We start from the raw sequence: 25,730 nt of genomic DNA, 5'->3' as shown, positions 1-25,730 counted from the left end.
CAGCACATGGACGTTCAGATCACCGGCGCCTGGAATTTTCCGACGCGCGTCGTCACCGGCGCGGGCCGCATTGCCGAGCTTCCCGAGGCGTGCCGAACCAACGGCCTCAGCAGGCCATTGCTGGTGACCGATCAGGGGCTTGCCAAGACCGACCTTATCGCCGGCATCGTCAACCGCGTGCGCGAGGCGGGCATTCCGCTCGCCGTGTTTTCCGACGTGAAGACCAATCCGACCGAAGCGAACCTGACCGCTGGCGTCGAAGCCTTCAAAGCCGGCGGCCATGACGGCGTGATTGCGGTGGGCGGAGGTTCAGCGCTGGACGTCGGCAAATGCGTGGCGTTCATGGTGGCGCAGTCGCGGCCGGTCTGGGATTTCGAGGACATCGGCGACTGGTGGACGCGCGCCAACACGACCGGCATCGCGCCGATCATTGCGGTGCCGACCACGGCTGGCACGGGGTCCGAGGTCGGCCGCGCCGGCGTGATCACCCGTGAGGATACCCATGAGAAGAAGATCATCTTCCACCCCATGATGATGCCCAGGACCGCAATCGAGGATCCCGAGCTCGCGGTCGGTCTCTCGCCGTTTCTCACCATGGCAACCGGCATGGACGCGCTGTCGCACTGCTTCGAGGCCTACTGCGTCAAGGTGTTTCACCCGCTCGCCGACGGCGTCGCGCTGGAGGGGATGAAGATCGTCGATAGCTATCTGCCGCGCGCGGTCGAGAACGGTCGCGACCTCGAAGCCCGCGCCTACATGTTCGCCGCGGCCTCGATGGGAGCCACCGCATTTCAAAAGGGGTTGGGGGCGATCCACTCGGTATCCCATCCGGTCGGAGCCCGGTACGATACGCATCACGGGCTGACCAATGCTGTAGTCTTCCCTTACGTCCTGGTCTGCAACAAGGCTGCGATCGCCGACAAGATTCCGCACATTGCCCGCGCGCTCAACCTGCCGGGCCAAGACTTCGATGCCGTGCTGTCCTGGCTGCTGGCCTTTCGCAAGAGGCTCGGCGTGCCGCATACGCTCGCCGAGCTCGGGGTGAAGGAGACCGATGCCGGAACGATCGCGGCCGATGCCGTCAAGGATCCGACGGCGGGTGCCAATCCGCGGCCGTTGACCGAGCCGGAGTTCAAGCAGCTCACGCTGGCCGCCATTCGAGGCGATCTTGGAAGCTGAGCCGTGCTGAAGCTGCTCGTTCTCGAGGGCAACACGCTGGCCGGCCGGCGACGGATCGCCGAGACGGCGGGCGCGATGCCCGCGGAGAGCTATGCGGCGGTCCTGCGGTCGCTTGCACCTCGCGTCGTCGTCGACATCGCGACGCCGGCGGATGCGAACTTCGCGCTGCCGCAGCCGCTCGAAGCTTACCACGGTATCGCGATCACGGGATCGGCCCTCAATATCTACCAGCGGGAGGTCGAGACGCTGCGGCAGATCGACCTCGTGCGCGAGATCTTCGTTCGTGGCGTGCCGATGTTCGGCTCGTGCTGGGGCCTGCAGCTCGCGACGGTCGCGGCCGGTGGCGAGGTCGGTCTCAACCCGGCCGGACGCGAGGTCGGATTCGCGCGCAGGATCACGCTGACGCCTGAAGGCCGCGCTCACGCCATGCATGTTGGTCGTGCGGCGATGTTCGATGCGCCGGCCATCCACAGCGATATCGTCACTCGCCTTCCGCAGTCCGCAACTGTTACCGCCTGGAATACCATGTGCGAGGTTCAGGCGGCGGAGATCCGTTTTGGTCGCGGGCTATTCTGGGGCGTGCAATATCATCCCGAATATCGCCTGCACGATGTCGCGGCCGTCATCCGGCGCTATGGGCAGCTCCTGGTTGACGAGGGGTTCTTTGCCGATCTGGACGCGCTCGCGAAATATGCGGCCGATCTCTCGGCGCTCGACGCGGACGAGCGGCGAGGCGATCTCGCTTGGAAATTCGCACTTCACCGCGACATTCTGAGCCATGATTGCCGGCAGACCGAGCTGAGGAACTGGATCGCATCGCTGGAGCAGACGTGACCGCATTGCATGACTTCATCGCGCGCTTTGCCAGGATCGGTGCGACCGACGACGGCGGCGTATGCCGGTTGGCCGGAACGGCGCTCGACAAGGAGGCGAGGGACCTCTTCCTGCGCGAGATCGTCGATCGCGGCCTTGTTCCGAGGATCGATGCGATCGGCAATCTGTTCGGCGTGGCGATGCTGGCGCCGGGGTCCACCGAAATTGTCATGACCGGCTCGCATCTCGATTCCCAGCCGACGGGAGGACGGTATGACGGGGCCTTCGGCGTGCTCGCCGGGATCCTCGCGGTCGCTGCAGTCAGGGAGCGTTGCCGTGCCAATCCCGGGGCGGCGCGGCGCAACCTCGCCGTCGTAAATTGGACCAATGAGGAGGGCGCCCGTTTCCAGCCCAGCCTAACGGGCAGCTCGGTTTTCGCCGGCGCCCTGAGCTTGCAGGATGCATACGCATGCAGCGACGCAGAGGGCGTCACCCTGGGCGAGGCGCTGTCCGCGATCGGCTATTGCGGGACGACGCCGCTCGAACACGATCCGGTGCGTTATGTCGAGCTGCATGTGGAGCAGGGCGATCGCCTGGAGCAGGCGGCTGCCGACATTGCCGCAGTGTCCGGCGCATGGATGACGCACAAGATATCGGTGATGTTCGAAGGCGACTACTCGCACACGGGACCGATGCCGATGGCGCTCCGCCGCGACGCCCTGCGCGCAGCGGCCCGGGCGATCGAGGCGCTCTACCAGGAGGTCGCGAGCGAGAACGCGGGCGCCCATGCCTCCGCGGCGCGCATTAGCGTTTACCCCAACTCGCCGAATGTCGTGGCGGGCCGTGTTCGGGTCTGGTTCGAGATCCGGCATGAGGCCGAAGCCGTGGTCTCGGCGATCAGCGACCGCTTTCTGAAGCGAATCGAGCGTGAGTCGGGCGAGATCGGCGTTGGTCTCTCGATCGCTGCCGACGAGAGGCGAGCGGGGACCGTGCTCGATCCCGGCGGCGTGGCACTGGTTCTTTCTGCCGCCGCGGATCTCGGTTTCAAGGCCATGACATTCAAGACCATCACCGGCCACGACGCGCTGGCGATTCAGAAATCTGTTCCGTCCTCGTTGATCTTCGTCCCGAGCCAGGGCGGGCTCAGCCACAATCCGCGCGAGTTCACGGCGCCAGCGGCCCTCGACAAGGGCTACGCCGTGCTGACCGAGGTGCTGTGGAGAATGGTCACAGCGAAGGCGTAAGGCGTTTCGGGTGCGATGATCCCATGGACGATGAAGGGACACCATCCTCGACGGGCCAAATCGAAGAGATGCCTGGCACCAAAGCGTGCAATCGCTCGTCGGACAAGATCTCGCGAGTTTGGGTCTTGAGGCCTTTCGCGTAAGGTAGCCCCAACGATTTAAGCGATAGATTCCCAACTCGAGTTGCTAAAGATTGGCGCAAGAAGATTGTCGCGCGTGACTTCTTCAAGCCTCCGCGTCCCTTCGCGAATGACATATTTGAAGTTGAAATCGACCTCAGTTGGAAAATCCTTTGCAGCAACTTTCAAAAATGCCCAAAAGCGGATCGCGAATGGCGCCCGCGCTGAGCGGCCAGTTCAACAGGACTTCAATCGCAAAAATCTGCTCTATTGTCTTAGCGGCACTCGTTGCCCAAAAGATGCGAATTATATCGTCTATGATATCAAGTCTCTTGTCATTATCGCTTACGGCGTTCCAGTAGGCTACTTTGTATCGCGAAAGTGTATCGATCTGGCGCCTAACGAAAAGGATCTAGGACTCGCTCCATGCCCGCTGCTCCCGTCCTTTAGGCTTTCGGAGGATGAAAAGCGAGCGATCGAAAAACACGGCGATCGTCGATCTCCGCATGCATCGAACATCACCCAGGACGGTCTGGCGCCATGGAGTGGACGGCGGTGCACGAACGAAAAGAGCACGTTTCTGGTGCGGCCGTCGCGCTGGGGAAAGCCGGGATCCAGTAAGGTATTGATCTTCTTGGTGGGTACGGCAGCACTCGAACCTGCAACCAGACCGTTATGAGCGGCAGAGTAGCGATCAGCTTCGTCGCCTTTTGCCTCGCATTCGGTCGCTTCTGCTCGCGCTTGTTACGTATTTTGACGATGTCGCTCCCGCTTTGGTCGCCAGCCAGCGATCAGTCAAAACGTCTCGGTAACCTTGCTCAGGCGAGGGGGACGATCCGGGTCAAGTCCGCGCGCGCATGCCGCCTGCTCGATCATCCGGTAGGCCGGAACGAGCATGGTGATCGGGTCGGTGGCGGGGTCATCCTCGACCAACCAAGGCAGCGAGCCATGCGGTCCGCCGCAGACATGCAGCGCGATCTTTTGCTCAAGCAATTCCTCTGCCAGTGCGTCCACCGTGGCCGCCGTTTCATCCATGACACGCATCATGACAACTGGCGTGCGCGACGATAACGCGGCACGTGGCCCATGCTGCAGCTCGGCGGCGCTCAGTCCGATGGAGGGCAGGCGCATGATTTCCGAAAGCTTGAGCGCGATCTCCCGCGCCGAGCCCAGGGCTAGGCCCCGAGCCGCTACAAACACAGCTGATGCCTTGACGAGATCATCGGAAATCTCCGACCAGTCGAGCGCCAGCGCGCGGTGCAGGCGCTCGGGCAGCCGGTCGAGGGCCGACCGCAGCGCACGATCTTGCGCCAGCTCGGCAACCAGCCCGGCACTGGCGGCCATCGAGCCGATCACGGTCTTCGTCGCCGCTACGGAGTGTTCTTGGCCGGCTTCGATGGGAACGACGAATTCGGCTTCGTCAGCCACCGGCGACGACGTCGCATTGACGATGGCAATCGTGCGTGCGCCCGAGACTCGTGCCGACCTGGTCGCTGCGACGAGATCCGGGCTGCGCCCGGATTGCGAGATCACGATGAATAGCGCATCGCGCAGCATCAAGGGTGTGCGAAATGCCGTGATCACCGAGGGGGCACTTGCTGAAACGGGAAGGCGAAGCCGCGTCTCGACAAGATATCTCAAGAAAACCCCGGCATGCCCGGAGCTTCCCCGACCACACACAACGCACAAAGGGGCGGAGTCAATCCCAATCCGCTGTGCGATGTCGCGCGTGGCGGGTCGGCTGCGAACAATGTTAGCGACAACATCCGCGCTTTCCCCGATTTCGCTCGCCATCGCGGATGTCGTCACGGCTCAACCACTCCGCCTCGGCCGCGTCCCGCCGCTCCCTTTGGGAGTCGGTCACGATGCGAGTCACGATTCTTGGCGAGCTCGACAAACACTTGCCGAAGGTTGCCGTCACAGTTCTGCAGAACGGTCTCCGCATCAACCCTGTCGACCCCGAGCGCCAGAAGGACTGCAATCTTGATGTCTCCCCCGGCCTGCTCGAGCGAGCGTGCCGCGTGCGACGGATTACAGCGCGCGATTTGCATCACCATGGCCTCGGCGCGCCGCTTCAGCTTGGCATTGGTCGGCGACATGTTCACCATCATGCCGCGATATACCCGGCCAAGGCGCAGCATGATCCCTGAGGAGATCAGGTTGAGCACGACCTTCTGCGCGGTGCCCGCCTTCATCCGCGTGGAGCCGGCGATCAGCTCGCGGCCGGTCTCGACCAGGATCGGAAACTTTGCCGATGCCAGCAATGCGGTGCCGGGATTGTTGGCGACACCAATCGTTACTGCATCGAAAGACCCGGCCTGCTGCAGCGCCGCGACCGTGAACGGTGTTGTGCCGCTGGCGGCTACCGCAATCACCACGTCGTGCGGCGTGAGCCGTGCGGCGCTGATCTGCGTGACTGCATCATCGACATCGTCCTCCGCGCCCTCGATGCTGGTGACGAACGCGCTGTCACCGCCGGCAACGACGAAGCGGACGCGCTCGCGGGGCCAAGCAAAGGTCGGCGTCAGCTCGGCACCGTCCTGGACCGCCACGCGGCCTGACGTGCCGGCGCCGACATATACAATGCGACCGCGGTCGCCCAGCACCGTCTTGGCCGCTTCGGCTGCCGCAGTGATCGCGGGAAGGGCATGGCCAATCGCGGCGACCGCCGCAAGCTGGCCCTCCCACATCGCTTCCATCGCTGACGTCAGCGACCATGCATCAAGGTCGGCAAATCTGGGATCGACTTCTTCGGTGGCCATATTGGTGATCCAAGCACCATCAAACGCGGAACTTCGAAGCCTGTTCATGGTCAGTTTCTCTCTTGGGCGGATCCAGCTTGGGCAGGTCGAGCCGCCTTCGCGCCACAAGCAGCGCGCCGGCCGCTGCGTCGGCGTCAGGACGCCTTAGGCGGGCGCGCAGATCCGGCGTTAGCCAGGGCGTAATCGCATCCGCGAGCCCGCCCACCAGCGCGAGCCGGTCAATTCCTTTAGCCAGGAACAGATCAAGCAGATCGCCAATGGCATCGGCCGCGCGTTCGACAATGCGACGGCCGACCGGATCGCCCTGATTGGCGTGCCGCATCACGATCGGCGCGAACGCGGCGTAGTCGGTGGCCCTGGCTTCTTCAGACCACGCGACGGCCTGATAAGGATCTTGATCGAATGCGCCCAGCACCTCTGCAAGCAATGGTGTCAGCTCGCCGCGGCGATCCGCGGCCCGCAGCGCCAGTCGAACGACCTGCAGGCCAATGTCGGCGCCGCTGCCTTCGTCCGAAACTGGGAAGCCGTAACCGGCAATACGGATCTCGCGGCCTCCAATCAGGCCGACACCCACCGAGCCCGTGCCGGCCACCACGATGGCCCCGTCCGCGCCGCTATGGGCGCCGAGACAGGCAGCTAGGCCATCGCTGATGAAGATAACGGACGCAAAGGGATGCGGGATCTGTTTGAGCGCCGCTTCCGCGCCCCGGCGACCAATACCGGCGAGGCCAATTCCGGCGCGCATCCGCGCGAAATCCTCGTGCCTAAGTTCGGACTGTGCGGCCGCCGCTTCGGTGGCCTCCATGATGGACCGCCAGGCCTTGTCGAAGCCAATCCGGGTCGTGGCAGGCCCCGAACTCGCTTCACCGAGTACCCTGCCGTTTTCGTCCTCGATCCGGGCGCGGCAGCGGGTTCCGCCCCCATCGATGCCGAGATAGGTGGTACCTTTTGTTTCCATGAGAAGTTAACGCGAGGAGTTAGCTCCGGGTCCCCGAAGCCCGTTGTGTACATATTAAGGACCTCTACAGCGCGGGACTCGCCTCACGAGTCCGTGATTGCCATTCTCGGATCAGCACTTATGGGCCAAGCTGGGTCTTCCGTGGTTCTCTCGATTGCTGCGCAGCACATCTTTGATGGTGCCGACATGCGCGGGCCGGGGTTGGTCAGGATCTCGCAGGGCCGGATCGAAGGCATCACCGAGGAGGCGCGCGCCTCGATCCACCTTCCCCGAGATGCGATCCTTGCACCCGGATTCGTCGATGTTCAGGTGAACGGAGGCGGCGGCGTTCTTCTCAACGACCAGCCAACGGAGGCCGGCGTTCGCCGCATCGTCGAGGCGCACCGCAAGGCCGGCACCACGGGCTGTTTGCCAACCCTCATCACCGATCGAAGCGAGATCATCGAGCGATTGGCTGTAGCAGCTCAGGCGTGCCTCGAAATTCCTGGCGTGCTCGGCTTTCATCTGGAAGGTCCGGCCCTCAACAGGTCTCGCAAGGGCATTCATCCGGAAGCCGAGATACGCGTGCCCGATCGGCGCGATCTCGCCGCCATCAAAAGCTTCGGGGACCGCGGTCGCTCCATGGTGACCTTAGCCCCGGAATGCGTGCCCGCGTCCATGATCGATGAATTGATCGGCGCCGGATTGCGTATCGCGGCCGGCCACAGCGACGCCACCGCAGCCGAAATCGGGGAGGCGGTCGATCGCGGTGTCTCGGGAGTGACCCATCTGTTCAATGCCATGTCGCAGTTGAACGCCCGAGAGCCGGGCGTGGTGGGCGCCGCGCTGGGAGATGACCGGTTGTTTGCAGGGATCATCTGCGACGGCATCCACGTTGACCGCGCCGGCTTGCGTGTTGCCTTGCGCTGCAAGGGACGCGATCGATTGATGCTGGTTACCGATGCCATGCCATTGGCGGGCACGAACGACCGGCAATTCCTGCTCCAGGGACGGGAGATCACGTTGCACGACAATCGCCTGACTGACCGGGATGGCACGCTCGCGGGCGCTCACCTCACCATGATCGAGGCGGTGCGCAACGCTGTTGCGCTCATCGGAATTTCCCTTGCCGATGCTCTTATCATGGCTTCCCGGACGCCCGCGGCATTTCTGGGCCTTGGGTCCGAGCTTGGACGGATCGCGCCCGGATACCGCGCGGATCTTGTCGCCTTTAATCCGAACTTTGAGGTCGTCGGCACATGGATAGGCGGTGTCGGTTCGATGGGCGAGGCGAACAAGGCTTCCGAGCGAGGTTAGATGCGCAACCAGCCCATCGTCGTGCAGAAATATGGTGGCGTCTGCCTTGAAACGCCGGCGAAGATTCGCGCGGTTGCGCGCAGTCTCGCCGACCTGTACGGCCGCGGTCATCGTGTCGTGGCGATCGTCTCCGCCATGGGCAAGACCACCGACCAGTTGATCCAGATGGCTCATCAGGTCAGCTCGAATCCCAACCGCCGCGAGCTCGATATGCTGCTGACGACTGGTGAGCGCATCAGCATGTCCCTGATGAGCATGGCGCTTTCCGATCTCGGCGTGCCAGCGATCAGCTTCACTGGCAGCCAGGCTGGCGTGATGACCGACGACTCCCATTCCTCCGCACGCATTCTGGATGTACGGCCCATTCGCGTGCTTGAGGAACTTGATCGCGGACGCGTTGTCGTGCTGGCAGGATTTCAGGGCGTGAACCCGGCGACCAGGGAAATCACCACGCTCGGCCGTGGCGGCAGCGACACCACTGCCGTCGCGATGGCCGCTGCGCTGAAAGCCGAACGCTGTGAAATCATCAAGGACGTCGACGGAATTTGTTCGGCCGATCCGCGCATCGTGCCGACTGCGAGGTCTCTGCGGCACGTAGACTTCGCATCCCTGTCGGAGATGTGCTTCTGGGGTGCAAGAATCCTGCATTTTCGCAGCGTAGAGCTGGCGCAAAGTCAGGATGTGCCTCTGGTCCTCAAGCAGTGGGGTGGCGTCGAGCACAGCACGCAAGTGATGAAAGAGGTTTCAGGCATGGAAAACGGGAAAGTCTTGGCCGTCAACTCGATAGGTCGCATTGAGCATGTGGAAATCGATTCCGGGGATCTCAATCAAGGTTTCGAGAAATTCGCGCAGCATCTCAAGCAAAACAGTCTGGTCTGGCCGCAGCTCCTTGCATCGCACTTCGCCGCAGGAAAAACCAGCATGACCGTGGCGTGCGATACGGAGTGGCTCGACGCCCTGTTGCGAACGCTGGACCACGCTAAGGATCTGCGCAAGCAGCGCGAGGCTTCAAGCTCGGTGAGTCTCACCTGCTTCGGTGGTGTCTCGTCGGAATTGCCGTTCAGGGCGTTGCGGGTTCTCGGACATCACGGGATTGTCCCCGACAACTACGTGTTGTCGCCGCATTCGGTCAGTTTGTTTGTCCCTGTGGAGAAGCGGGAGGCCGCGGTCGAGGCGTTGCATTCGCTTGTTCAGCAAACATAGCTTCGAGAAGTCAAGGATCGCTTTCGCTATCTGGGAGACTTGATTCCGTTAGGCGCCGAGTCCGCTACACAGCGAAGGGCTCTTAGCAAGATGTGATCCGACTGAACTTATTTCTGAGCACTGCGAAAGGCACCTCTGACCGGGGAAATGCACCTTGTCCCTTCATCCTTCCAAGTAAGCTGTTGCAATCGCAGCAAATGTGGACGCCCTCCGAGCGCACCATAAACCCAAAACGGAGATGCTCGCCGCAACCGGCTTCACACTGGGCGAGCATCGGGCTTCGTCTCGCGAAAGCCACGGACGGCATGAAACATCGGATAGAGCAATTTGCTTACGACGACGGCCATGGCATTATCACCACAATGGCTGCGACATGCCGTCCGAGCCTGTTCCGAAGTACCGTCAGCACCGGCTCATCCACAAGGGACGACATGTGCGAGGGAGCCCCGGTCCCTTAGCTTTGCTAAGGCGGAAGATCATGATCAATACCAGCCACGCTTGATGCCGGTGCCGAGCATTTCGTCGTAGAGATCGATGCGGCGATCGCGCAGGGGCTGATTGAAGCTGTTCAGCACGCGCTTGCTGCGGGCGTCCGACAAGTTCAGCTCTGCGTAGATGATGTCTTCGTCGGGCTTGCTGGCGGGGCCTGCTAAGGGGAAGCCGGTGTGGCTTACGATCAGGCTCGATCCCAGAAACGGCTGGTTGCGCTCGACGCCGACACGGTCGGCGGCGGCGACATACATGCTGTTGGAATGGGCGCCGCTCATGGCGAGGATATTCGCCATGACCATCGTGTTCGCGGGCTGGTCCGGCATCGGCACCCAGTTGGTCGGCACGCAAAGGATGTCGGCGCCCTGCAGCGCGGCGAGACGGTAGGTTTCCGGAAACCAACCATCGTAGCAGATCGCCACGGCCATGCGGCCGAATTTGGTCTTCCAGACGGGAACGCCGAGATCGCCGGGTTCGAAGAACAGGTTTTCCGAGCCCCACAGGTGCACCTTGCGATAGGTGCCGACGTAGCCGTCGGGCCCAGCGATTGCAGCACTGTTGTAGAGCGCGTCACCGGCACGCGTTCCTCGGATTGTTTCCCGAAGCGACCGAGGCGCTGCTGGGGATCGCCGACTTCGTCAGGCGATGATCCGCTCGATCGACTAGGATGGCTCGAGCGCCGGGACCGGCAGGGCCGTCACTGACTTGATCTTCTCCATCGCAAAACGTGACGTCACGTTCTTCAGCGCGATCGCGCCGATCAGCTTTTTGTAGAACAGGTCGTAGCTGTGCATGTCGGCGACGACCACGCGCAGCACATAGTCGACGTCGCCCGCCATGCGATAGAATTCGATCACTTCGGGCATCGCGCTGACGGTGGATGCAAATTTCCGCAGCCACGTGTCGGAGTGATCGTCGCTCTCGACAGACACGAAGACCGACAGACCCAGACCGATCTTGTTCTGGTCGACGAGGGCGACCTTGCCGGTGATGATCCCTTCGTTCTCGAGGCGCTGGACGCGCTTCCAGCAGGGCGTCGAGGACAGGCCGACACGTTCACCGATCTCGGCGACCGATAGCGACGCGTCTTCCTGGAGCACCCTCAGGATCTTGCGATCGATCGCATCCAGACGGCGAGCCGTCGCAGACGGAAGCGCGTGAATTTCGGACATGCTGAGAACTTTCTTTCAAACGGCTGGTCATGTCCGATGCTAATTGAAAGAATATTCTGCGCAAGGCGCGGGCATTTCTAAAAATGCATTGGCCGGAGAAGCGCATTCCACGGCTGTGGTTTTCCGTAGTGCATCCATCCGGTTGCCGTAGCCTGCGATGCGCGAGCCGTCCGGCGCCAGGCAGAAGAGCTTGCATTCGCACGCGCGGACCTCAGTCGTTTGTCTCTCACTTGAGATAGTCCGGCAGGGTGAACCCGTCATAGAACCTGTCGGACAGAATTGCCGTCTTGAACGTCTGCGACTTGTATCCGTCGACGATATCCTGCGCCCAGATCGCCCCGGCGTTGGCCTGCTTGACCGCGACGACGTTGATATAGGGCGTCGTCATCTTTTCCAGCGCGAAAGCGTTGGTCAGCTTCAGCCCGCTGTAGATTGCGAAATTGCCCTGGATGGCCGCGAAGTCGACGTCGTCGAGCGCGCGTGGTGCCTGCGCGGCTTCCAAAGGCACGATCTTGATGCCGCCGGGATTCTTGATGACGTCGAGCTCACTGACGTCGACCGGCTTGGAGTCGCGGATTTCGACGAGGCCGAGGTCGCGCAGGATCCACAGTGCGCGCTGTAGATTCACGGGATCGTTTGGTACTGCGACAGTTGAGCCAGGTTTGATCGGCGTGCCCAGGGCATGCTTCTTGGAATAGAGCCCCATCGGCGGGGTCGGGACGTGGACGATCCCGACGAGATCGGTCTTCTGGCGCTCGTTGTACGAGTGCAGGAAGATCGTATGCTGCATCACATTGGCATCGATCTCGCCCTTGAACACGGCATTGTTGGCTTCCAGCCCGGTCGAGAACTCGACATAGCGGATCCGATAGCCCTTGTTCTGCAGTTCAGGCGCGACGCCCACCTTGAACTCGTCGATGTAGGGGCCCGGGACGAAGCCGACCTTCAGCTCGGGTTTGGCGGGTGTTTCGGCACGCACGGTGGCGCCGCAGAGAGCGCCCAGGATGAGAAGGGTCGAAAGCAACGAGGAACGCGCAGTCAGCATGACAATCTTTGAATCCCGGATGATGAGGATGGACAGAATTCAGGGGCGGGCCGGATGATCACGCGATCGCCTGGATTGCGTTGGAAAACACGCTTGCCGGCCGGCTCAAGCCATAGTGATCGCGCAGCGTCGTGCCCTCGTAATCGTGCCGGAATAGTCCGCGCTTGCGCAAGATCGGCACGACCCGCTCGGCGAAGATCTCGAACCCGCCGGGCAGCCAGGGCGGCATGACGTTGAACCCGTCGGCCGCGCCGTTCTCGAACCAGGTCTGGATGTTGTCGGCGATCTTTTCCGGTGGGCCGGCGACCACCCAATGGCCGCGTGCGCCAGCCAGCCGTTGCACCAGTTGCCGGATGGTCGGCTTCTCGCGGTCGACGATGTCGACCACCAGCTTGAAGCGGCTGGCGACACCCCGCGCGCCATCGGTGTCGATCAGATGCCGGGGGAAGGGGCCGTCGAGATCGAAGCCGGAGAGGTCGAGGCCAATCATCTGGCGCAGCTGGATCAGCGAATATTCCGGCTGGATCAGCTCGTTGAACTCGTCCTGCAGCCGATCAGCCTCGACTTGCGTGCTGGCGATGAAGGGGCTGATGCCGGGCAGGACCTTGATCTGATCGGGACTGCGATCGAAGGCGCGTGCCTGCCGTTTGATGTCGGCATAGAACTCCTGCGCGCTCGCCAGCGTTTGATGCGCGGTGAAGACGGCCTCGGCAAAGCGTGCGGCAAAGGCGCGACCGTCGTCGGACGAGCCGGCCTGCACATAGACCGGCCGACCCTGCGGCGTTCGCGAGATATTGAGGGGGCCGCGAACGCGAAAGTGCTTTCCGACGTGATTGATGGCGTGAATCTTGTCGGTGTCGGCGAAAACGCCGGAGACGGGATCATTGACCAGCGCGTCGTCTTCCCAGCTGTCCCACAGGGCGGTGATGACATCGAGATATTCCCGTGCCCGCTCATAGCGTTCATGATGCGGAGGATGCTCGGGCAGCCCAAAATTCTGTGCGGCCTGAGCTGAACTCGTCGTCACGATGTTCCAGCCGGCGCGGCCTCGGCTCAAATGGTCGAGCGAGGCGAACAGGCGGGCGAGGTTGTAGGGTTCGGTGTAGGTCGTCGATGCCGTCGCGATCAGGCCGATGCGTTGAGTGGCGGATGCAATTGCGGTGAGCAGTGTGATCGGCTCGAGGCGGAACCGTGCCGCGTGGCGTACATTGTCCGCCAGCGCCGGGCCGTCGGCGAAGAACACGGCGTCGAACTTGTGGGCTTCGGCGCGCTGCGCCAGTTCCTGATAGTAGGTGACGTCGAGGAGGCGGTCGGGCGCCGAGTCCTTGTAACGCCAGGCTGCCTCATGGTGGCCGTCCGGATAGATGAAGAAATTGAGGGAAAGCTGTCGTTTGCTCATGGTTGGAACCCGCGAAGGAAGATCGTGTCAGTTGGAGGCTGGCGCCTTGCGCGCGAACGCGAAGCGAAGATAGCGCTCGAGCGACAGGCCCTCGGGCGTGCGCCTGTCCTCGACAAGCTTGGCGAACGCCTGGTGCACCAGATTACGCTCGGTCGCCGAGAAGGCTTCGAGGAAGTTGCCGAAGGCGCTCGCTTCCGACCAGCGCAGCAGCGAAGCGGCGTCGTCATGGATGTCGACAAGTGCGCGGAGCTCGCTGCGATAACCGGTGAAGCCGTTGGCGGCGAACAGCGCCTTCAGCTCCTCGTCGGTCGATCCGAGGACCGGATTGGAATCCTGTCGGCGATCCGCGAGACCAGCCTCGGCGATGGCCTGGCGGAGCAACACACGAGATTGATGTGGCCGCGATGGGTCCTGCACGTTCAACCCGAGACGGCCGCCCGGCTTCAGCACGCGGCGGATTTCCCGCAAGGCGCGATCCTTGTCGGCGATCCAGTGGAAGACGCTGTTGAGGTAGACCGCGTCGAACTGACCGTCTGCGAAGCGGGAAAGGTCTTCGGCCCTGCCGGTATCGAACTGCAAATTGTCCGACTGCCGGAGCCGCGCGATCTCGATGCGGCCGGCGAGCGGATCGATGCCGGTCACCCGGCCGTTCGGGCCGACCAGCCCGGTGACGAATTCCGCAAGCCGCCCGGTGCCGGTTCCGATGTCGAGCACATGTTCGCCGGACTTGATCGCCAGCGGCCCGATCAGGAATTTGCCGTGACGGAATTGAACAAGACCCGCTTCGTCGTAGGAGCGGGCGAGCTCCGGCGTATCGTGCTCGAGGCTGATGACACTGCCAGTTTGCGACATTTTTCAGGGTCCATTGTCCTGCGCCGGCGCCTTGGACGCTGCGCGTTCGTCATGCCGAACTCTATGTCGATGCCGCTGAAATGAATTTGCGTTGTTGTCGGGCGCGCGAGCATGAACCTTATGAGTTGATCGCCGATCGGAGACGAGCGCGCTTGCGCTAACGAAGTCAGGCAGCAACTGCGGATGCTTTCCGTGTCGATTGCAGCAGTTTTGCCCGTTGCACCGGCCGGGAGGCGATTGCTCAACGAGCAGTCGCCGCAAATTTTTCAGCGCATGCACCGCCGACGAAGCGATCATTGCGCGCCGTCGAAAACAAAGCTGGTTTCGTTTCATTGACTGAGCCTCGTTCGCTTTTACGATTTGCAACGTCAAAGCGAGGTCGTTCTCCATGCCGAAATCCGATCCCGACAGTGTTGCCCGCGAAGCCCTTCGCCTGATCGGACCGGACCCGCAGAACTGGGTTCCGGATCGCGACGGCATCGATCACAACGTCGTCGTGGTCGGTGGCGGGCAGTCCGGCTCGGCCTTTGCTTTTGCGTTGCGCCGGGCGGGAATCGGGAAAGTCTCGGTGATCGATGCGGCGGCCGACCATACCCAAGCCGGCGTCTGGCTGACGAGCGCGCGTATGCACAAGCTGCGGACGCCAAAGACGTTGCCGGGGCCGGAACTCGGCCTGCCCGGGCTCGGCTTCCAGGCGTGGTATGAAGCGCGTTATGGCGCGGCGGCCTATGATGCGCTCGACCGCATTCTGCGTTTTGACTGGGCGGCCTATCTGAACTGGTATCGCAAGGTGACGGGCGTTGCGGTCCGCTACGGCACGCGACTGACCCGCATCGAACCGGCCGTGGATCATCTGCGATTGCATCTGGAGTGGGACGGTCATGCGACCGTCGAGACCGCGCGAAAGCTGGTGCTTGCGACCGGATTTGCCGGGAGCGGCGGCGCTCACGTTCCGGAGGCGCTGCAGAAGCTGCCGAAGCGGTTCTACGCGCATACGTCGGAGGCGATCGACTTCAAGACGCTGCGCGGCCGATCGGTCGCCGTGATCGGCGGTGCCGCGTCGGCCTTCGATGCCGCCGCCGTGGCGCTGGAGGCCGGCGCGCACGACGTGCACCTGTTCGCGCGGCGCGAAACCCTGGCGTCGCTGCCGGTGATTCGGATTCGCGGCTATCCCGGCGCCTATGACAATTACGGGGCGCTTCCGGATGCTGTGCGGTGGCAGCAGGCCATCCGGTTCCGCCGCGCCGGCTCGACCCCGCCACCGGACGCGATCTCGCGCGCGGTGGTCTATCCCAATTTTCATCTGCATCTCGGAGCGCCATGGAGCGCGGCGCGGGTGAGAGGAACGCGGGCCGTCGCGGTCACGCCCCAGGGCGAGTTCGCGTTCGACTTTGCGATCGTCGCCACCGGCTATTTGGTCGATCTCGGTGCGCAGGCCGAGCTGCGCGACTTCGCGGATGAAATCCGGCTGTGGCGCGATCGCTTCACGCCGCCCGAAGGCGAGAGGGACGAGACGCTGGCCGCCTATCCCTATCTCGGCGCGGGACATGAGTACCTGGAGAAGGTGCCGGGCCGTGCGCCGCATCTGAAGGATATTCACGTCTTTAATCCCGCGGCCTTCGTCAGCTTCGGCTTGCCGGTCGGCGATGTCCCGAGTTTCAAGCGCGACATTCCCGCGATTGTTGCGCGCATCAGCCGCGATCTGTTTCTGGCCGATCTCTCGTCGCATGAGGCACGGATCAACGGGGAAATTGCAGAGGATTTTGCGCCTGAGCTTTACGCGCCGGCGATCTGGCGTCCACCGGAACACGCCGCAGCCGAATAGAGCCAAGCCCAAAACGACTTCATTTGTCTCCGCCGTCGCTCCCGCGACCGGCGCATGGCGGAGCCTTGTCCTTGAGATCGCGGTGATGAGACCACGCATATGAGCAACACGATCAGCATCGATAACGTCATTCCGCGCGCCGACATCGTCAAGCGCGCCGCCCGCCTCGGCGCCGAGATCAGGAACGTCAAGCTGTCGGGTGATCTGTCCGACGACGTCGTTCGCGCCATCAATCAGGTGCTGCTCGAGCACAAGGTGATCTTCTTCCGCGACCAGGATCATCTCGACGATGCCGAGCAGGAGCGCTTTGCGGTGCGGCTCGGCAAGCTCGTGCCGCATCCGACGGTGGGCGCGATCAAGGGCACCTCGTCGCTCCTGGAGCTGGATTCGGGCCGCGGCGGCGGCCGCGCCGACCAGTGGCACACCGATGTGACATTCGTCGACGCCTACCCGAAGATTTCGGTGCTGCGTGGCGTGGTGATCCCGCCTTACGGCGGCGACACCGTCTGGTCCAACACGGCGGCCGCTTATCTCGATCTGCCGGCGCCGCTGCAGCGGCTCGCCGACGAGCTCTGGGCGGTGCACAGCAATGCTTACGACTATGCGGTCAAGGCGCGCGCCACCGAGGCGGACCGCAAGCACTTCGACGAAGTGTTCACCGGTACGGTCTACGAGACCGAGCATCCGGTGGTGCGGGTCCATCCCGAGACCGGCGAGCGAACGCTGGTGCTCGGCAATTTCGTGCAGCGTTTCGTCGGCTTGCCCAAATATGACGGCCAGAAGCTGTTCGACTTGTTCCAGTCCCATATCACGGCGCCCGAGAACACGGTGCGGTGGAGCTGGAAGACCGGCGACGTCGCGATCTGGGACAATCGCGCGACCCAGCATTACGCGGTGAACGATTACGGCGATCAGCATCGCGTGGTGCGCCGCGCCACGATCGATGGCGAAGTCCCGGTTTCGATCGACGGCCGCCACAGCGTGACGAGCATCAAGACGCCGAACCCGCAGACCGCGAAAGCGGCCTGACTGAGCCCAACAAGGACGTTATGAACATGAATGCTTTGCTTCGAATTCTTCGCGCGCGGCGTCTTGCCGCCCGCAAGGCTGCGCGGACCCTGCTGGCCGGTGCCGTGGCGCTGGGCCTCACGGCCCCCGCGCTCGCCGAGCCGCCACTCGAGAAGACCGAGATTCGCTATCAGGGCTGGGCCGGGCAGGTGACGTTCACCGAGCTCGCCGAAGATCTTGGCTATCTCGCGCCGCTGAAGCTGAAATGGGTCGGCAACACCATCAGCGGCCCGCAGGACATCCAGACCGTCGTTACCGGCGACATCGACATTGGAGGCGCGTTCTATGGCGCGATCCTCAAGCTGATCGCGGCGAAGGCGCCGATCAAGGCGGTGGTCGGCTATTACGGCTCCGATGCCAACACCTATTACGGCTACTTCGTCAAGGACGACAGCCCGATCAAGTCGGCGCGCGACCTGATCGGCAAGAAGGTCGCGGTCAACACGCTGGGCGCCCATCTCGAGTTCGTGCTGCGCGAATATCTGGCGCGGAACGGGCTCGGCGCTGGTGAGGCCAAGCAGGTGACGCTGGTGGCGATCCCGCCGGTCAGCGGCGAGCAGGCGCTGCGCCAGGGGCAGGTCGAGGTCAGCGCGCTCAGCGGCGTGCTGCGCGACAAGGCGCTGGAGCGCGGCGGCATCCGCTCGCTGTTCAACGACACCGATCTGTTCGGCCAGTTCACCGGCGGCGCCTATGTGCTGCGCGACAAGTTCATCAAGGATAATCCCAACGCCGCGCGCAAGCTGGTCGAGGGCATCTCGCGCGCGATCCAATGGGCGCAGACGACGCCTCCGGATCAAGTCAAGGCCCGGTTCGAGCGGATCATCGCCGAACGCAAGCGCAACGAGGACGCATCCTCGATCAAGTACTGGAAGAGCACCGGTGTCGCGAGCAAGGGCGGCGTGATCTCGGACGCTGAAATCCAGGTCTGGATCGACTGGCTGGAGAAGGACGGCCTGTTCAAGCCGGGCCAGCTCAAGGCCTCCGACACCTACACCAACGAGTTCAACTATTTCCGTCCCGGCAAGACGGCGGAGGCGCGATGACCTCGGTCAAGATCCGCTTCGAGCAGGTCCGCAAGGAATTCGTCACGCGGGGCGAGGGCGGCGGACCGGCGGGCCGTTTCACCGCGCTCGAGGATATCACGCTTGACGTTCACGCCGGCGAATTTCTCGCTTTGGTCGGGCCGAGCGGCTGCGGCAAGTCCACCCTGCTCGACCTGCTGGGTGGACTGACGACGCCGACCGGCGGCCGCATCCTGCTTGACGGCCGGCCGATTGCCGGCCCGGGACGCGACCGCGGCATCGTGTTCCAGCAATACGCGCTGTTTCCCTGGCGCACCGCGGCTCAGAACATCGAGTTCGGGCTCGATATCGCCGGCCTCAAGCCGAAGCAGCGGCAGGAGGTCGCGCGGCACTTCCTCGACCTCGTCGGGCTGTCCGGCTTTGCCGATCGCTATCCGCACGAACTTTCGGGCGGCATGAAACAGCGTGTCGCCATCGCGCGCAGCCTCGCCTACGATCCGGAAGTGCTGCTGATGGACGAGCCGTTCGCAGCCCTCGACGCCCAGACCCGCGAGACGTTGCAGGGCGAACTGCTACGGATCTGGCGCGCCACCGGCAAAACCATCGTTTTCATCACCCACGGCATCGACGAGGCCGTCGTGCTCGGCCAGCGCGTCGCGGTGATGACGTCACGCCCGGGCCGGATCAAGCAGGTCATCGAGATTCCCGACGCGCTGCGCAGCGAGGCGGAGGACGTACGCTCATTGCCGGAGTTCGGTCACGTCAGGCACGAGGTCTGGAGCCTGCTGCGCGAGGAAGTGCAGAAGGCGCAGCAGGGACAGCTCGCGGGCGGCGGCGCCGCGCGTCGCGAAGTGGAGGAAGTTGCCCATGTCTAGCCTGGAGATGCTGACTCTGCTGGAGCTTGCGCATGGGCGACCAAAGGCGGAGACGGATGCGCGGGGATCCGCGGCCGCGGCACGGGCTCGCGCTGCAATCCGCGGGTTGGCCATCTTTGGTCGCCGCTCGCTGCTACTGATTGCCTTGCTCGCGGTGTGGGAGGCGGCGCCGCGGCTCGGGTTGATCGACGCCGTGTTCCTGCCGCCATTCTCCGAGGTAATTGCCGCCGGCTGGCAGCTGGCGCAAACTGGTGAGCTCTATGATGACGTCTCCGCCAGCCTGCTGCGGGCGCTGAGCGGCTTCCTGATCTCGGTTGCGCTGATCGTGCCGCTCGGCCTTGCGGTCGGCTGGTACGCCCGGCTCGGCGATCTCCTGAATCAGTTCATCGAGATCTGCCGCAATACCGCGCCACTGGCGCTGCTGCCGGTGTTCATCCTGCTGCTCGGGATCGGCGAGCTCTCGAAGATCACGATGGTGGTCTATAGCTGCGCCTGGCCGCTGCTGCTCAACACGATCGCCGGAGTGAAGCAGGTCGATCCGCTGCTGATCAAGTCGGCGCGGACCATGGGGGCGAGCCCGCAGCAGCTGTTCCGCAAGGTGATCCTGCCGGCCGCGCTGCCGACCATCTTTGTCGGCATTCGATTGGCCAGCGCTTCGGCCATGCTGGTGCTGGTCGCGTCCGAGATGGTCGGTGCCAAGGCGGGCCTCGGCTACCTCGTCATCAACAGCCAGTACAGCTTCCTGATCCCGCAGATGTATTTCGGCATCCTCGGCATCACCGTCATCGGACTGACGTTCAACGCTGTCCTTGAGGCGCTCGAGCGGCGGTTCATGCGCTGGAAGGCGCCGGTGTGACGGCGTAAGCCGCTTCGAGATCAAGCGCCGCCGCCGGGACTGTTCCTGGCGGTCGCCTGGGTGACGACACTGTTCGGCGCGACGTCGCGGGTCAGCCAGACATTGCCGCCGATGGTCGAGCCGCGGCCGATGGTGATCCGGCCGAGGATGGTCGCGCCGGCGTAGATCACGACGTCGTCCTCCACGATCGGATGGCGCGCGTCGCCCTTGATCACGCTGCCCTCGTCGTCGGTCGGAAAGTGCCGCGCGCCGAGCGTGACGGCCTGGTAGATGCGGACGCTGTCGCCGATGATCGCGGTCTCACCGATCACGACGCCGGTGCCGTGGTCGATGAAGAAGCCGGAGCCGATGCTGGCGCCGGGATGAATGTCGATTCCGGTCCGGGCATGGGCGATCTCGGCCATCAGGCGCGCCACCAGCCGTACGCCAAGCCGGTACAGCAGATGGGCGAGGCGATGGTGGATGATCGCGGTCATGCCGGGATAGCCGATCAATATCTCCGGAAAGTTGCGCGCCGCGGGATCGCCGACGAAAGCCGCGCGCAGGTCGTTGATCAGGAGGCCGCGCACATCCGGCAGCTGCGCGGCAAATGCCCGCGTCAGCTCGACGGCTTCCTCGCGCCGAAAGCCCGGTTCGAGCTCGTCGCCAACGAACAGCGCCCCACGATGGATTTGCGCACTGAGTGAATCCAGCGCGATGCTCAGCGTGTTGCCGACGAAATAGTCGATGTTCTCGCCGTCGAGGTCCGACTGGCCGTAGTGACGCGGAAACAGCGCCTCGGTGAGGCCGTTGAGGATCGCCTCCAGCGCATCGCGCGAGGGGGCGCGTCGCGCTTCGCCGTCGCGCCGGATGCTGTGGGTCTCCTCCCGGGAGACGCGCAGCTCGGCGACGATGCGATCGAGCTGCCAGCGGCCGGGCGGGCTGCCGGCCACGCCCGAGGCTGATGGCGCTGACCGCGGAAGGGTTTCGCGCTTCATGGCGGCCTCATCCTATCTGACGTGAGCGAGGGGAATGCTGACTTCGGCCAGCAGGTCGAGATCGGCTTCGTGATCGATCTGGATGTACTGTCCGTTCCAGTAGGTGAGGCCGGACAGGCGATGCGACAATTCCATGCTGGACAGGCGGCCGACGATGATGCCGTGCGAATGCCGCTCGATGATCTCCTCGACCTGGCATTCGACCATCGCCAGCGAATGCGCGAGCAGCGGCACGCCGGACGCACCATGTGTCCACGCCGTCCCCTCGAAGCGCTGCTTGCCCTTCAGCCGGCCATTGCTGAAGCGCTCCGCCAGCACCTGCTGGTCGGAGCCAAGGATATTGACGCCGAACACCCTGTGGCGGGCGATCGGCGCAAAGGACGAGGCCTTGCGGTTGATGCTGACGAGGAGCCGCGGCGGCGCGGCGCTGAGCGCGGTCAGCGAGGTCACCGTCATGCCGGTGATATCCTCGCCCTGTCCCGCGGTGATGACGCAGACGCCGCCGGCGAGGCGGCGCATGACCAGACGAAACTGCTGCTCGATCTCGTGCTCGGCGTCGACGAGATGGATATCCGGCTTGCTCATCGACCTCTCCTTGTCTTGCCTCGCCGGACCGGACCTTGTCTAGAAGAAGCCCTTGGCGGGAAGCGGCGTACCGCTGATCTCGTATTGTCCGATCGAGCGCGCTTTGAAGGTGTTGGGATTATGTGACGCCAGCGTCCGCGCGTTGCGCCAGTGCCGGTCGAAATTGGTCGCCTTCTTGGTGGCGGACGCGCCGCCGACGTCGAACAGCAGGCTGCCGCTGCGGATCGCGAATTCATCCGCGACGATTTTTGCCTTCGCGGACAGCAGCGCTGCCCTGTGCGCGGCCGCCTCGGCATCGGCATCACCAGCGTCGAACGCGTCGGTGGCCGCGTCCAGCGCCTCGGCAGCCGCCAGCACCACGGTCTCGGCGGCAAACGCGCCGCTCGCGATCTGGCCGACGGTCTGTTGCAGCAGCGGATCATCCGAGGGAGTTTCACTCGGCGCGTAATAGAAGGTGCGCTTGCGCGATCGCACCAGCGCGCTGGCGTCGTTGAGGATCGCCCGCGCGATGCCGGCATTGATCGCGGTCAGGAACAGCTGGGCAAACGTGTTGGAATAGGGGATGCCGTAGCCGGTATCCGGCGCATCGAACACGGCCTCGTCGCGCTTGACCCGCACGTTGCGGAAATGCGTGGTACCCGTCGCGGTCAGACGCTGCCCGAGTCCGTCCCAATCGTCGATCAGCTCGATGCCCTCGCGCTTGACCGGGATGAGGACCGCCGCATTGGCGCCGGACGCATCGGCGGTCCGCACCAGGACGTAGTCGGAATACAGCGTGCCCGTGCTGTAGTATTTGGTGCCGTTGAGCAGATAGTCGTCGCCATCGGCCGTCAAGATCGTGTTCGGCGTGACGTTGCCGACCTTCGGCGTATCCAGCTCGGTCGCGGCAAGCCCGATGATCGCGCCGTCGGCAACCGCCTTCTGCCACTGCCGGTGCTGGTCATTCGTCGGCCGTCGCACCAGGCGCTCGACCACGCTGAAATGGTTGCGCAGGATGTGCGCGACATTGGCGTCAGCCTCACCCAGGCGGATCACGAACTCGAAGAGAGTACGGATCGATGTATCGGCGCCGCCGGCGTCGGCCGGAAGCCGCAGCGCGCCGAGACGGGCGTTGCGAATGAGATCGATTTCCGGGAACGGCAGCACGCGCTCGCGCTCACGATCGCTCGCGCCCTCGGCAATACGGCTCAGCAGCGCGTCGATATCAGGTGAATGGCTGTGCAGGCGATCGGACGGCTGCAGCGAGGTAGCGGACACAGGCTTGTTCATTGGTGTAACCCGGTATGGCCGTTGAGGAGGTGGCTTGTTCAGAGTTGCGCGAGGTGATCGGTGACCTTGACCGGCTCGGGCAGCACCTTGCGCGCGACCAGCCAGTCGGCGGCCTTTTGCAGCTCGGACAGGAACTTCTCGTCATTGACCGGGAAGTAGCGATATTTCCGGTTCAGCGCGATGAACTGGTCGCGCACCTGATCGCTGTACTTTCCAGCTTTCTGCGCGATGTATTCGGCGTCCTTGCCGTTCTCGGAAATCCACTTGCCCTCGGCGCGGAAGGCGTCGTTGACGGCGCGGACCAGCGCCGGGTTCTCGGTCGCGAATTTTCGCGTCGTGAGGTACGAGGTGTAGTCGATCTGGAAATCCAGATCGCGGCCCTCGAGGAAAATGTCGTGCGCCTTGTAGTCGAGCCGGGCGATGTCGACGCCGGGGCTCCACATCGACCAGGCGTCGACCTTGCCGGAGGCGAGCGCTGGTGCTGCGTCCGGCGGATTGAGGTAGACGAACTTGACTTTGGTGCGATCGACCTTGTGCTTCTCGAGCGCTGCCACCAGCAGGAACTCGCCGAGGCCGGAGCGGTTCACCGCGACCGACTTGCCGACGAGATCCTCGACCTTGTTGATGCCGGAATCGTCACGCGCGATGATTGCGGTGGTGCGGGGCTCGTAGACCACGAACTGGGTGAAGACCAACGGCGATCCCGCGATGATCGCGGCCAGCGCTGGCGTCGTGCTGCCGCCGAAGCTGAAATCGGCGCTGCCGCCGGTCACGGCCTGCAGCGTCGGGGCGTGGTTTGGAAACGGGCCCAGCCATTCGACCTTGATGCCGTCCTTGGCCAGCAGCTTCTCGAACTCGCCGCGCTCCTTGGCGATCAGGTTGAGCCCGCTGAGGCCCCAGGTCAGGCGAACGGTGTCGGTGACGCGTCCGGTCGCCGCATGCGCGGGCTGTGAGAAGTCGAAGCCGGCCAGGGCGCCGATCCCGAAAGCGGCGCCGCCCAAAAAGCCGCGGCGGGAGGGATTTGCAAACGGAAATTTGGGCATGGGCGGTCCTTTTGGAAATTCACGCAGAGATGGGATGAGAGGCGACCACGCCGAGCTCGGCCAGCAGCTCGGTGCGTGCGATCGAGGTTCTGCCGCCGCCCTTGGTGCGATGCTCGAAGGCGATCCGGCCGTCGCGCATCACCAGGATGCGGTCGGCGAGCGCGATCGCCTCGTCGACGTCGTGGGTGACGAGCAGCACGCCGGGCCGGTGTGTGGTCACCAGTTCGCGCACGAGCTCGTGCATACGGATGCGGGTCAGGGCATCGAGCGCGGCAAAGGGCTCATCGAGCAGCAACAGCTCGGGCTCCTGCACCAGTGCACGCGCCAGGGCCACACGCTGCGCCTGTCCGCCGGATAGATTCCGCGGCCAATCATCGAGCCGGTCGCCGAGCCCGACTTCGGCCAGCGCGGCGGCGGCGCGCGCTCGGGCGTCAGTTGCTTGCAAGCCGAGCGAGACGTTGCGCCACAGGCTGTCCCACGGCAGCAGCCGGTGTTCCTGGAACACGACGGCAGGCCGCCGCGGCGCCGCGATGCGTCCTCCGTCGATCGGGTCGAGGCCGGCGAGCGCGCGAAGCAGCGTGGTCTTGCCGCAGCCGCTCTCGCCGAGCAGCGCCACGAACTCGCCGCGCTCGATGCGCAGGTTGAGGTTCTCGATCACGACACGGTCGCCATAGGCGCGGCGCAGGTTCGTCACCACGACGGCCGGCGTGGCCACGGTCGAGGAGGGCACGACGTGCAGGGTCATCGGGCAATTCCATAGTTCGGATGCCAGGCCAGCAGCCGTCGCTCCAGGAAGCGCGCGATGCCGTCGGCAGCGACGCCGATCAGGGCGTAGATCACGATGGTCAGCACGATCACGTCGGTACGCAGGAACTCGCGCGCGTCCATGGCGAGGAAGCCGATGCCGGATTGCGCGCCGATCGTCTCGGCGACCACCAGCGCCAGCCACGCGGTCGCCAGCGCATAGCGGACGCCGGTCAGGATCGAAGGCAGCGCGCCCGGCAGGATGATGCGCCGGATCAGTTCGAACGTGCCGAGGCCCTGGACGCGGCCGAGCTCGAGGAGTTTTGGGTCGACCTGCCGGATTCCCAGCGTGGTGTTGATGTAGATCGGGAAGGTCACGCCGAGCGCGACCAGAAAGATCTTCTCGGCCTCGCCGACGCCGAGCCAGACGATGACCAGCGGCAGGGCGGCAAGGAACGGGATCGCGCGGATCATCTGAATGCTGCGGTCGATCGCAGCCTCCGCGATGCGCGAGAATCCGACCAGAATGCCGAGCACGAAACCGACGCTGGCGCCGAGCGCAAAGCCGGCGGCGGCGCGCAGCAGGCTCACGCCGAGGTCGTTCAGCAGGCTGCCGGTGCTGATCAGCTTGAATGCTGTCCTGACGACCTTGCTCGGAGCCGGCAACACCTGCGGCGACAGCCAGCCGGCCTGTGCCAACAACTCCCAGACGATGACAAGCACGACCGGCGCGAGCCACGACAGCAGTTGCAGGCCGCGCCGGCCGATCTCGAACGGCTTGCGGGACGGTGAGGCCGCCTGGTCGCTGCGCTCCGTGACGTCGAAGGCATCAGATGCGGCAGTCTGTTCGAGGTTGCTCAAGAGAAAGTCCGTCCTCGCTTGTCGGCGTGATGAGCGTCGTTGATCACGCGTGGTACAGGTCGTCGATCACGCGA

The 25,730-nt window shown here is 64.0% G+C and carries 24 protein-coding genes and 1 pseudogene; 11 read left to right on the top strand and 14 right to left on the bottom strand.

Features of this window, described 5'->3' with window-relative positions; all coding sequences use genetic code 11:
- Window positions 1–6 precede the first annotated feature (6 nt).
- From CI41S_RS17495 to CI41S_RS17480, 4 genes are all read left to right on the top strand, one after another.
- Window positions 7–1,179: an iron-containing alcohol dehydrogenase gene (locus CI41S_RS17495; RefSeq protein WP_139487274.1), complete on the top strand. Its 1,173-nt coding sequence runs from the start codon at window positions 7–9 to the stop codon at window positions 1,177–1,179.
- Window positions 1,180–1,182: 3 nt separating this feature from the next.
- Entirely contained in the window at window positions 1,183–2,013 is an 831-nt protein-coding gene (locus tag CI41S_RS17490; RefSeq protein ID WP_139860806.1) for a type 1 glutamine amidotransferase, read from the top strand.
- On the top strand, window positions 2,010–3,236 hold the full coding sequence (locus CI41S_RS17485) for an allantoate amidohydrolase (RefSeq protein ID WP_139860804.1): 1,227 nt from the start codon (window positions 2,010–2,012) through the stop codon (window positions 3,234–3,236). Before CI41S_RS17490 ends, CI41S_RS17485 begins: the two co-directional genes overlap by 4 nt.
- Before the next feature lie 258 nt (window positions 3,237–3,494).
- Window positions 3,495–4,034, top strand: coding sequence for a hypothetical protein (locus CI41S_RS17480; RefSeq protein WP_139860802.1), 540 nt, complete (start codon window positions 3,495–3,497; stop codon window positions 4,032–4,034).
- Window positions 4,035–4,150: 116 nt separating this feature from the next.
- Here CI41S_RS17480 and CI41S_RS17475 read toward each other — a convergent pair whose 3' ends face one another.
- The 3 genes from CI41S_RS17475 to CI41S_RS17465 are packed head-to-tail and all read right to left on the bottom strand — an operon-like array spanning window position 4,151 to window position 7,075.
- Window positions 4,151–5,149, bottom strand: a complete 999-nt coding sequence (locus CI41S_RS17475; protein WP_139487278.1) for an SIS domain-containing protein — start codon at window positions 5,147–5,149, stop codon at window positions 4,151–4,153.
- 11 nt (window positions 5,150–5,160) lie between these two features.
- Window positions 5,161–6,117, bottom strand: coding sequence for an N-acetylmuramic acid 6-phosphate etherase (locus tag CI41S_RS17470; RefSeq protein WP_139487533.1), 957 nt, complete (start codon window positions 6,115–6,117; stop codon window positions 5,161–5,163).
- Between the two features lie 19 nt (window positions 6,118–6,136).
- Window positions 6,137–7,075, bottom strand: a complete 939-nt coding sequence (locus tag CI41S_RS17465) for a glucosamine kinase nucleotide-binding domain-containing protein (RefSeq protein WP_139487279.1) — start codon at window positions 7,073–7,075, stop codon at window positions 6,137–6,139.
- Window positions 7,076–7,195: 120 nt separating this feature from the next.
- On the opposite strand from CI41S_RS17465, the gene nagA reads away from it, so the two are divergent.
- Window positions 7,196–8,371, top strand: coding sequence for an N-acetylglucosamine-6-phosphate deacetylase (nagA, locus tag CI41S_RS17460; RefSeq protein WP_139860799.1), 1,176 nt, complete (start codon window positions 7,196–7,198; stop codon window positions 8,369–8,371).
- A complete protein-coding gene (locus CI41S_RS17455; RefSeq protein WP_139860797.1) occupies window positions 8,372–9,574 on the top strand; it encodes an aspartate kinase in 1,203 nt (400 codons plus the stop codon). It abuts the gene before it with no gap.
- A gap of 482 nt (window positions 9,575–10,056) precedes the next feature.
- Here the strand turns inward: CI41S_RS17455 and CI41S_RS17450 are convergent.
- The 5 genes and pseudogenes from CI41S_RS17450 to CI41S_RS17430 all read right to left on the bottom strand — a co-directional run.
- Window positions 10,057–10,644, bottom strand: a pseudogene (locus CI41S_RS17450) (nitrilase-related carbon-nitrogen hydrolase); the annotation flags it as partial.
- An 81-nt stretch (window positions 10,645–10,725) separates the two neighbouring features.
- Window positions 10,726–11,235 carry an Lrp/AsnC family transcriptional regulator gene (locus CI41S_RS17445; protein ID WP_139860793.1) on the bottom strand — a complete coding sequence of 170 codons (510 nt, stop codon included), beginning with the start codon at window positions 11,233–11,235 and terminating at the stop codon, window positions 10,726–10,728.
- Between the two features lie 226 nt (window positions 11,236–11,461).
- A complete protein-coding gene (locus tag CI41S_RS17440; protein ID WP_139487283.1) occupies window positions 11,462–12,280 on the bottom strand; it encodes a MetQ/NlpA family ABC transporter substrate-binding protein in 819 nt (272 codons plus the stop codon).
- 58 nt (window positions 12,281–12,338) lie between these two features.
- Window positions 12,339–13,679 carry an LLM class flavin-dependent oxidoreductase gene (locus tag CI41S_RS17435; RefSeq protein ID WP_139860791.1) on the bottom strand — a complete coding sequence of 447 codons (1,341 nt, stop codon included), beginning with the start codon at window positions 13,677–13,679 and terminating at the stop codon, window positions 12,339–12,341.
- Between the two features lie 27 nt (window positions 13,680–13,706).
- Window positions 13,707–14,531, bottom strand: a complete 825-nt coding sequence (locus tag CI41S_RS17430) for a class I SAM-dependent methyltransferase (RefSeq protein ID WP_139860789.1) — start codon at window positions 14,529–14,531, stop codon at window positions 13,707–13,709.
- A 388-nt stretch (window positions 14,532–14,919) separates the two neighbouring features.
- On the opposite strand from CI41S_RS17430, the gene CI41S_RS17425 reads away from it, so the two are divergent.
- From CI41S_RS17425 to CI41S_RS17405, 5 genes are all read left to right on the top strand, one after another.
- Window positions 14,920–16,356, top strand: a complete 1,437-nt coding sequence (locus tag CI41S_RS17425) for an FAD-dependent oxidoreductase (RefSeq protein ID WP_139860787.1) — start codon at window positions 14,920–14,922, stop codon at window positions 16,354–16,356.
- Window positions 16,357–16,455: 99 nt separating this feature from the next.
- Entirely contained in the window at window positions 16,456–17,385 is a 930-nt protein-coding gene (locus CI41S_RS17420; RefSeq protein WP_139860785.1) for a TauD/TfdA dioxygenase family protein, read from the top strand.
- 26 nt (window positions 17,386–17,411) lie between these two features.
- On the top strand, window positions 17,412–18,467 hold the full coding sequence (locus tag CI41S_RS17415; protein WP_139860783.1) for an ABC transporter substrate-binding protein: 1,056 nt from the start codon (window positions 17,412–17,414) through the stop codon (window positions 18,465–18,467).
- On the top strand, window positions 18,464–19,321 hold the full coding sequence (locus tag CI41S_RS17410) for an ABC transporter ATP-binding protein (RefSeq protein ID WP_139860781.1): 858 nt from the start codon (window positions 18,464–18,466) through the stop codon (window positions 19,319–19,321). Before CI41S_RS17415 ends, CI41S_RS17410 begins: the two co-directional genes overlap by 4 nt.
- Window positions 19,314–20,177, top strand: a complete 864-nt coding sequence (locus CI41S_RS17405) for an ABC transporter permease (RefSeq protein ID WP_172628084.1) — start codon at window positions 19,314–19,316, stop codon at window positions 20,175–20,177. Before CI41S_RS17410 ends, CI41S_RS17405 begins: the two co-directional genes overlap by 8 nt.
- 20 nt (window positions 20,178–20,197) lie before the next feature.
- On the opposite strand, the gene epsC is transcribed toward CI41S_RS17405, so the two are convergent.
- From epsC to CI41S_RS17375, 6 genes are read right to left on the bottom strand one after another with little or no spacing between them, the layout of a single operon-like run.
- Window positions 20,198–21,154 carry a serine O-acetyltransferase EpsC gene (gene epsC, locus CI41S_RS17400; protein ID WP_139487291.1) on the bottom strand — a complete coding sequence of 319 codons (957 nt, stop codon included), beginning with the start codon at window positions 21,152–21,154 and terminating at the stop codon, window positions 20,198–20,200.
- Between the two features lie 12 nt (window positions 21,155–21,166).
- Window positions 21,167–21,739, bottom strand: coding sequence for a flavin reductase family protein (locus CI41S_RS17395; RefSeq protein WP_139487292.1), 573 nt, complete (start codon window positions 21,737–21,739; stop codon window positions 21,167–21,169).
- A gap of 39 nt (window positions 21,740–21,778) precedes the next feature.
- Window positions 21,779–23,008 (bottom strand): acyl-CoA dehydrogenase family protein, encoded by a 1,230-nt coding sequence (locus CI41S_RS17390; protein ID WP_139860778.1) that lies wholly within the window; start codon window positions 23,006–23,008, stop codon window positions 21,779–21,781.
- A gap of 38 nt (window positions 23,009–23,046) precedes the next feature.
- Window positions 23,047–24,051: an NrtA/SsuA/CpmA family ABC transporter substrate-binding protein gene (locus CI41S_RS17385; RefSeq protein WP_139860776.1), complete on the bottom strand. Its 1,005-nt coding sequence runs from the start codon at window positions 24,049–24,051 to the stop codon at window positions 23,047–23,049.
- A 19-nt stretch (window positions 24,052–24,070) separates the two neighbouring features.
- A complete protein-coding gene (locus CI41S_RS17380) occupies window positions 24,071–24,796 on the bottom strand; it encodes an ABC transporter ATP-binding protein (RefSeq protein ID WP_139487295.1) in 726 nt (241 codons plus the stop codon).
- On the bottom strand, window positions 24,793–25,563 hold the full coding sequence (locus CI41S_RS17375) for an ABC transporter permease subunit (RefSeq protein ID WP_139860835.1): 771 nt from the start codon (window positions 25,561–25,563) through the stop codon (window positions 24,793–24,795). Before CI41S_RS17375 ends, CI41S_RS17380 begins: the two co-directional genes overlap by 4 nt.
- Window positions 25,564–25,730 lie beyond the last annotated feature (167 nt).

The organism is Bradyrhizobium ivorense (assembly GCF_900696085.1).
Lineage (GTDB): Bacteria > Pseudomonadota > Alphaproteobacteria > Rhizobiales > Xanthobacteraceae > Bradyrhizobium > Bradyrhizobium ivorense.
Note: the sequence above shows the minus strand (reverse complement) of the source record. Positions and strands in the feature narration are given on the sequence as shown.

Bases quoted from the DNA above. Each gene is read 5' to 3' on its own strand.
- CI41S_RS17495 (WP_139487274.1), top strand. From the start codon at position 7: ATGGACGTTCAGATCACCGGCGCCTGGAATTTTCCGACGCGCGTCGTC.
- CI41S_RS17475 (WP_139487278.1), bottom strand. From the start codon at position 5,149: ATGGCGAGCGAAATCGGGGAAAGCGCGGATGTTGTCGCTAACATTGTT.
- CI41S_RS17470 (WP_139487533.1), bottom strand. From the start codon at position 6,117: ATGGCCACCGAAGAAGTCGATCCCAGATTTGCCGACCTTGATGCATGG.
- CI41S_RS17465 (WP_139487279.1), bottom strand. From the start codon at position 7,075: ATGGAAACAAAAGGTACCACCTATCTCGGCATCGATGGGGGCGGAACC.
- nagA (WP_139860799.1), top strand. From the start codon at position 7,196: ATGGGCCAAGCTGGGTCTTCCGTGGTTCTCTCGATTGCTGCGCAGCAC.
- CI41S_RS17455 (WP_139860797.1), top strand. From the start codon at position 8,372: ATGCGCAACCAGCCCATCGTCGTGCAGAAATATGGTGGCGTCTGCCTT.
- CI41S_RS17445 (WP_139860793.1), bottom strand. From the start codon at position 11,235: ATGTCCGAAATTCACGCGCTTCCGTCTGCGACGGCTCGCCGTCTGGAT.
- CI41S_RS17440 (WP_139487283.1), bottom strand. From the start codon at position 12,280: ATGCTGACTGCGCGTTCCTCGTTGCTTTCGACCCTTCTCATCCTGGGC.
- CI41S_RS17435 (WP_139860791.1), bottom strand. From the start codon at position 13,679: ATGAGCAAACGACAGCTTTCCCTCAATTTCTTCATCTATCCGGACGGC.
- CI41S_RS17430 (WP_139860789.1), bottom strand. From the start codon at position 14,531: ATGTCGCAAACTGGCAGTGTCATCAGCCTCGAGCACGATACGCCGGAG.
- CI41S_RS17425 (WP_139860787.1), top strand. From the start codon at position 14,920: ATGCCGAAATCCGATCCCGACAGTGTTGCCCGCGAAGCCCTTCGCCTG.
- CI41S_RS17420 (WP_139860785.1), top strand. From the start codon at position 16,456: ATGAGCAACACGATCAGCATCGATAACGTCATTCCGCGCGCCGACATC.
- CI41S_RS17415 (WP_139860783.1), top strand. From the start codon at position 17,412: ATGAATGCTTTGCTTCGAATTCTTCGCGCGCGGCGTCTTGCCGCCCGC.
- CI41S_RS17410 (WP_139860781.1), top strand. From the start codon at position 18,464: ATGACCTCGGTCAAGATCCGCTTCGAGCAGGTCCGCAAGGAATTCGTC.
- CI41S_RS17405 (WP_172628084.1), top strand. From the start codon at position 19,314: ATGTCTAGCCTGGAGATGCTGACTCTGCTGGAGCTTGCGCATGGGCGA.
- epsC (WP_139487291.1), bottom strand. From the start codon at position 21,154: ATGAAGCGCGAAACCCTTCCGCGGTCAGCGCCATCAGCCTCGGGCGTG.
- CI41S_RS17395 (WP_139487292.1), bottom strand. From the start codon at position 21,739: ATGAGCAAGCCGGATATCCATCTCGTCGACGCCGAGCACGAGATCGAG.
- CI41S_RS17390 (WP_139860778.1), bottom strand. From the start codon at position 23,008: ATGAACAAGCCTGTGTCCGCTACCTCGCTGCAGCCGTCCGATCGCCTG.
- CI41S_RS17385 (WP_139860776.1), bottom strand. From the start codon at position 24,051: ATGCCCAAATTTCCGTTTGCAAATCCCTCCCGCCGCGGCTTTTTGGGC.
- CI41S_RS17380 (WP_139487295.1), bottom strand. From the start codon at position 24,796: ATGACCCTGCACGTCGTGCCCTCCTCGACCGTGGCCACGCCGGCCGTC.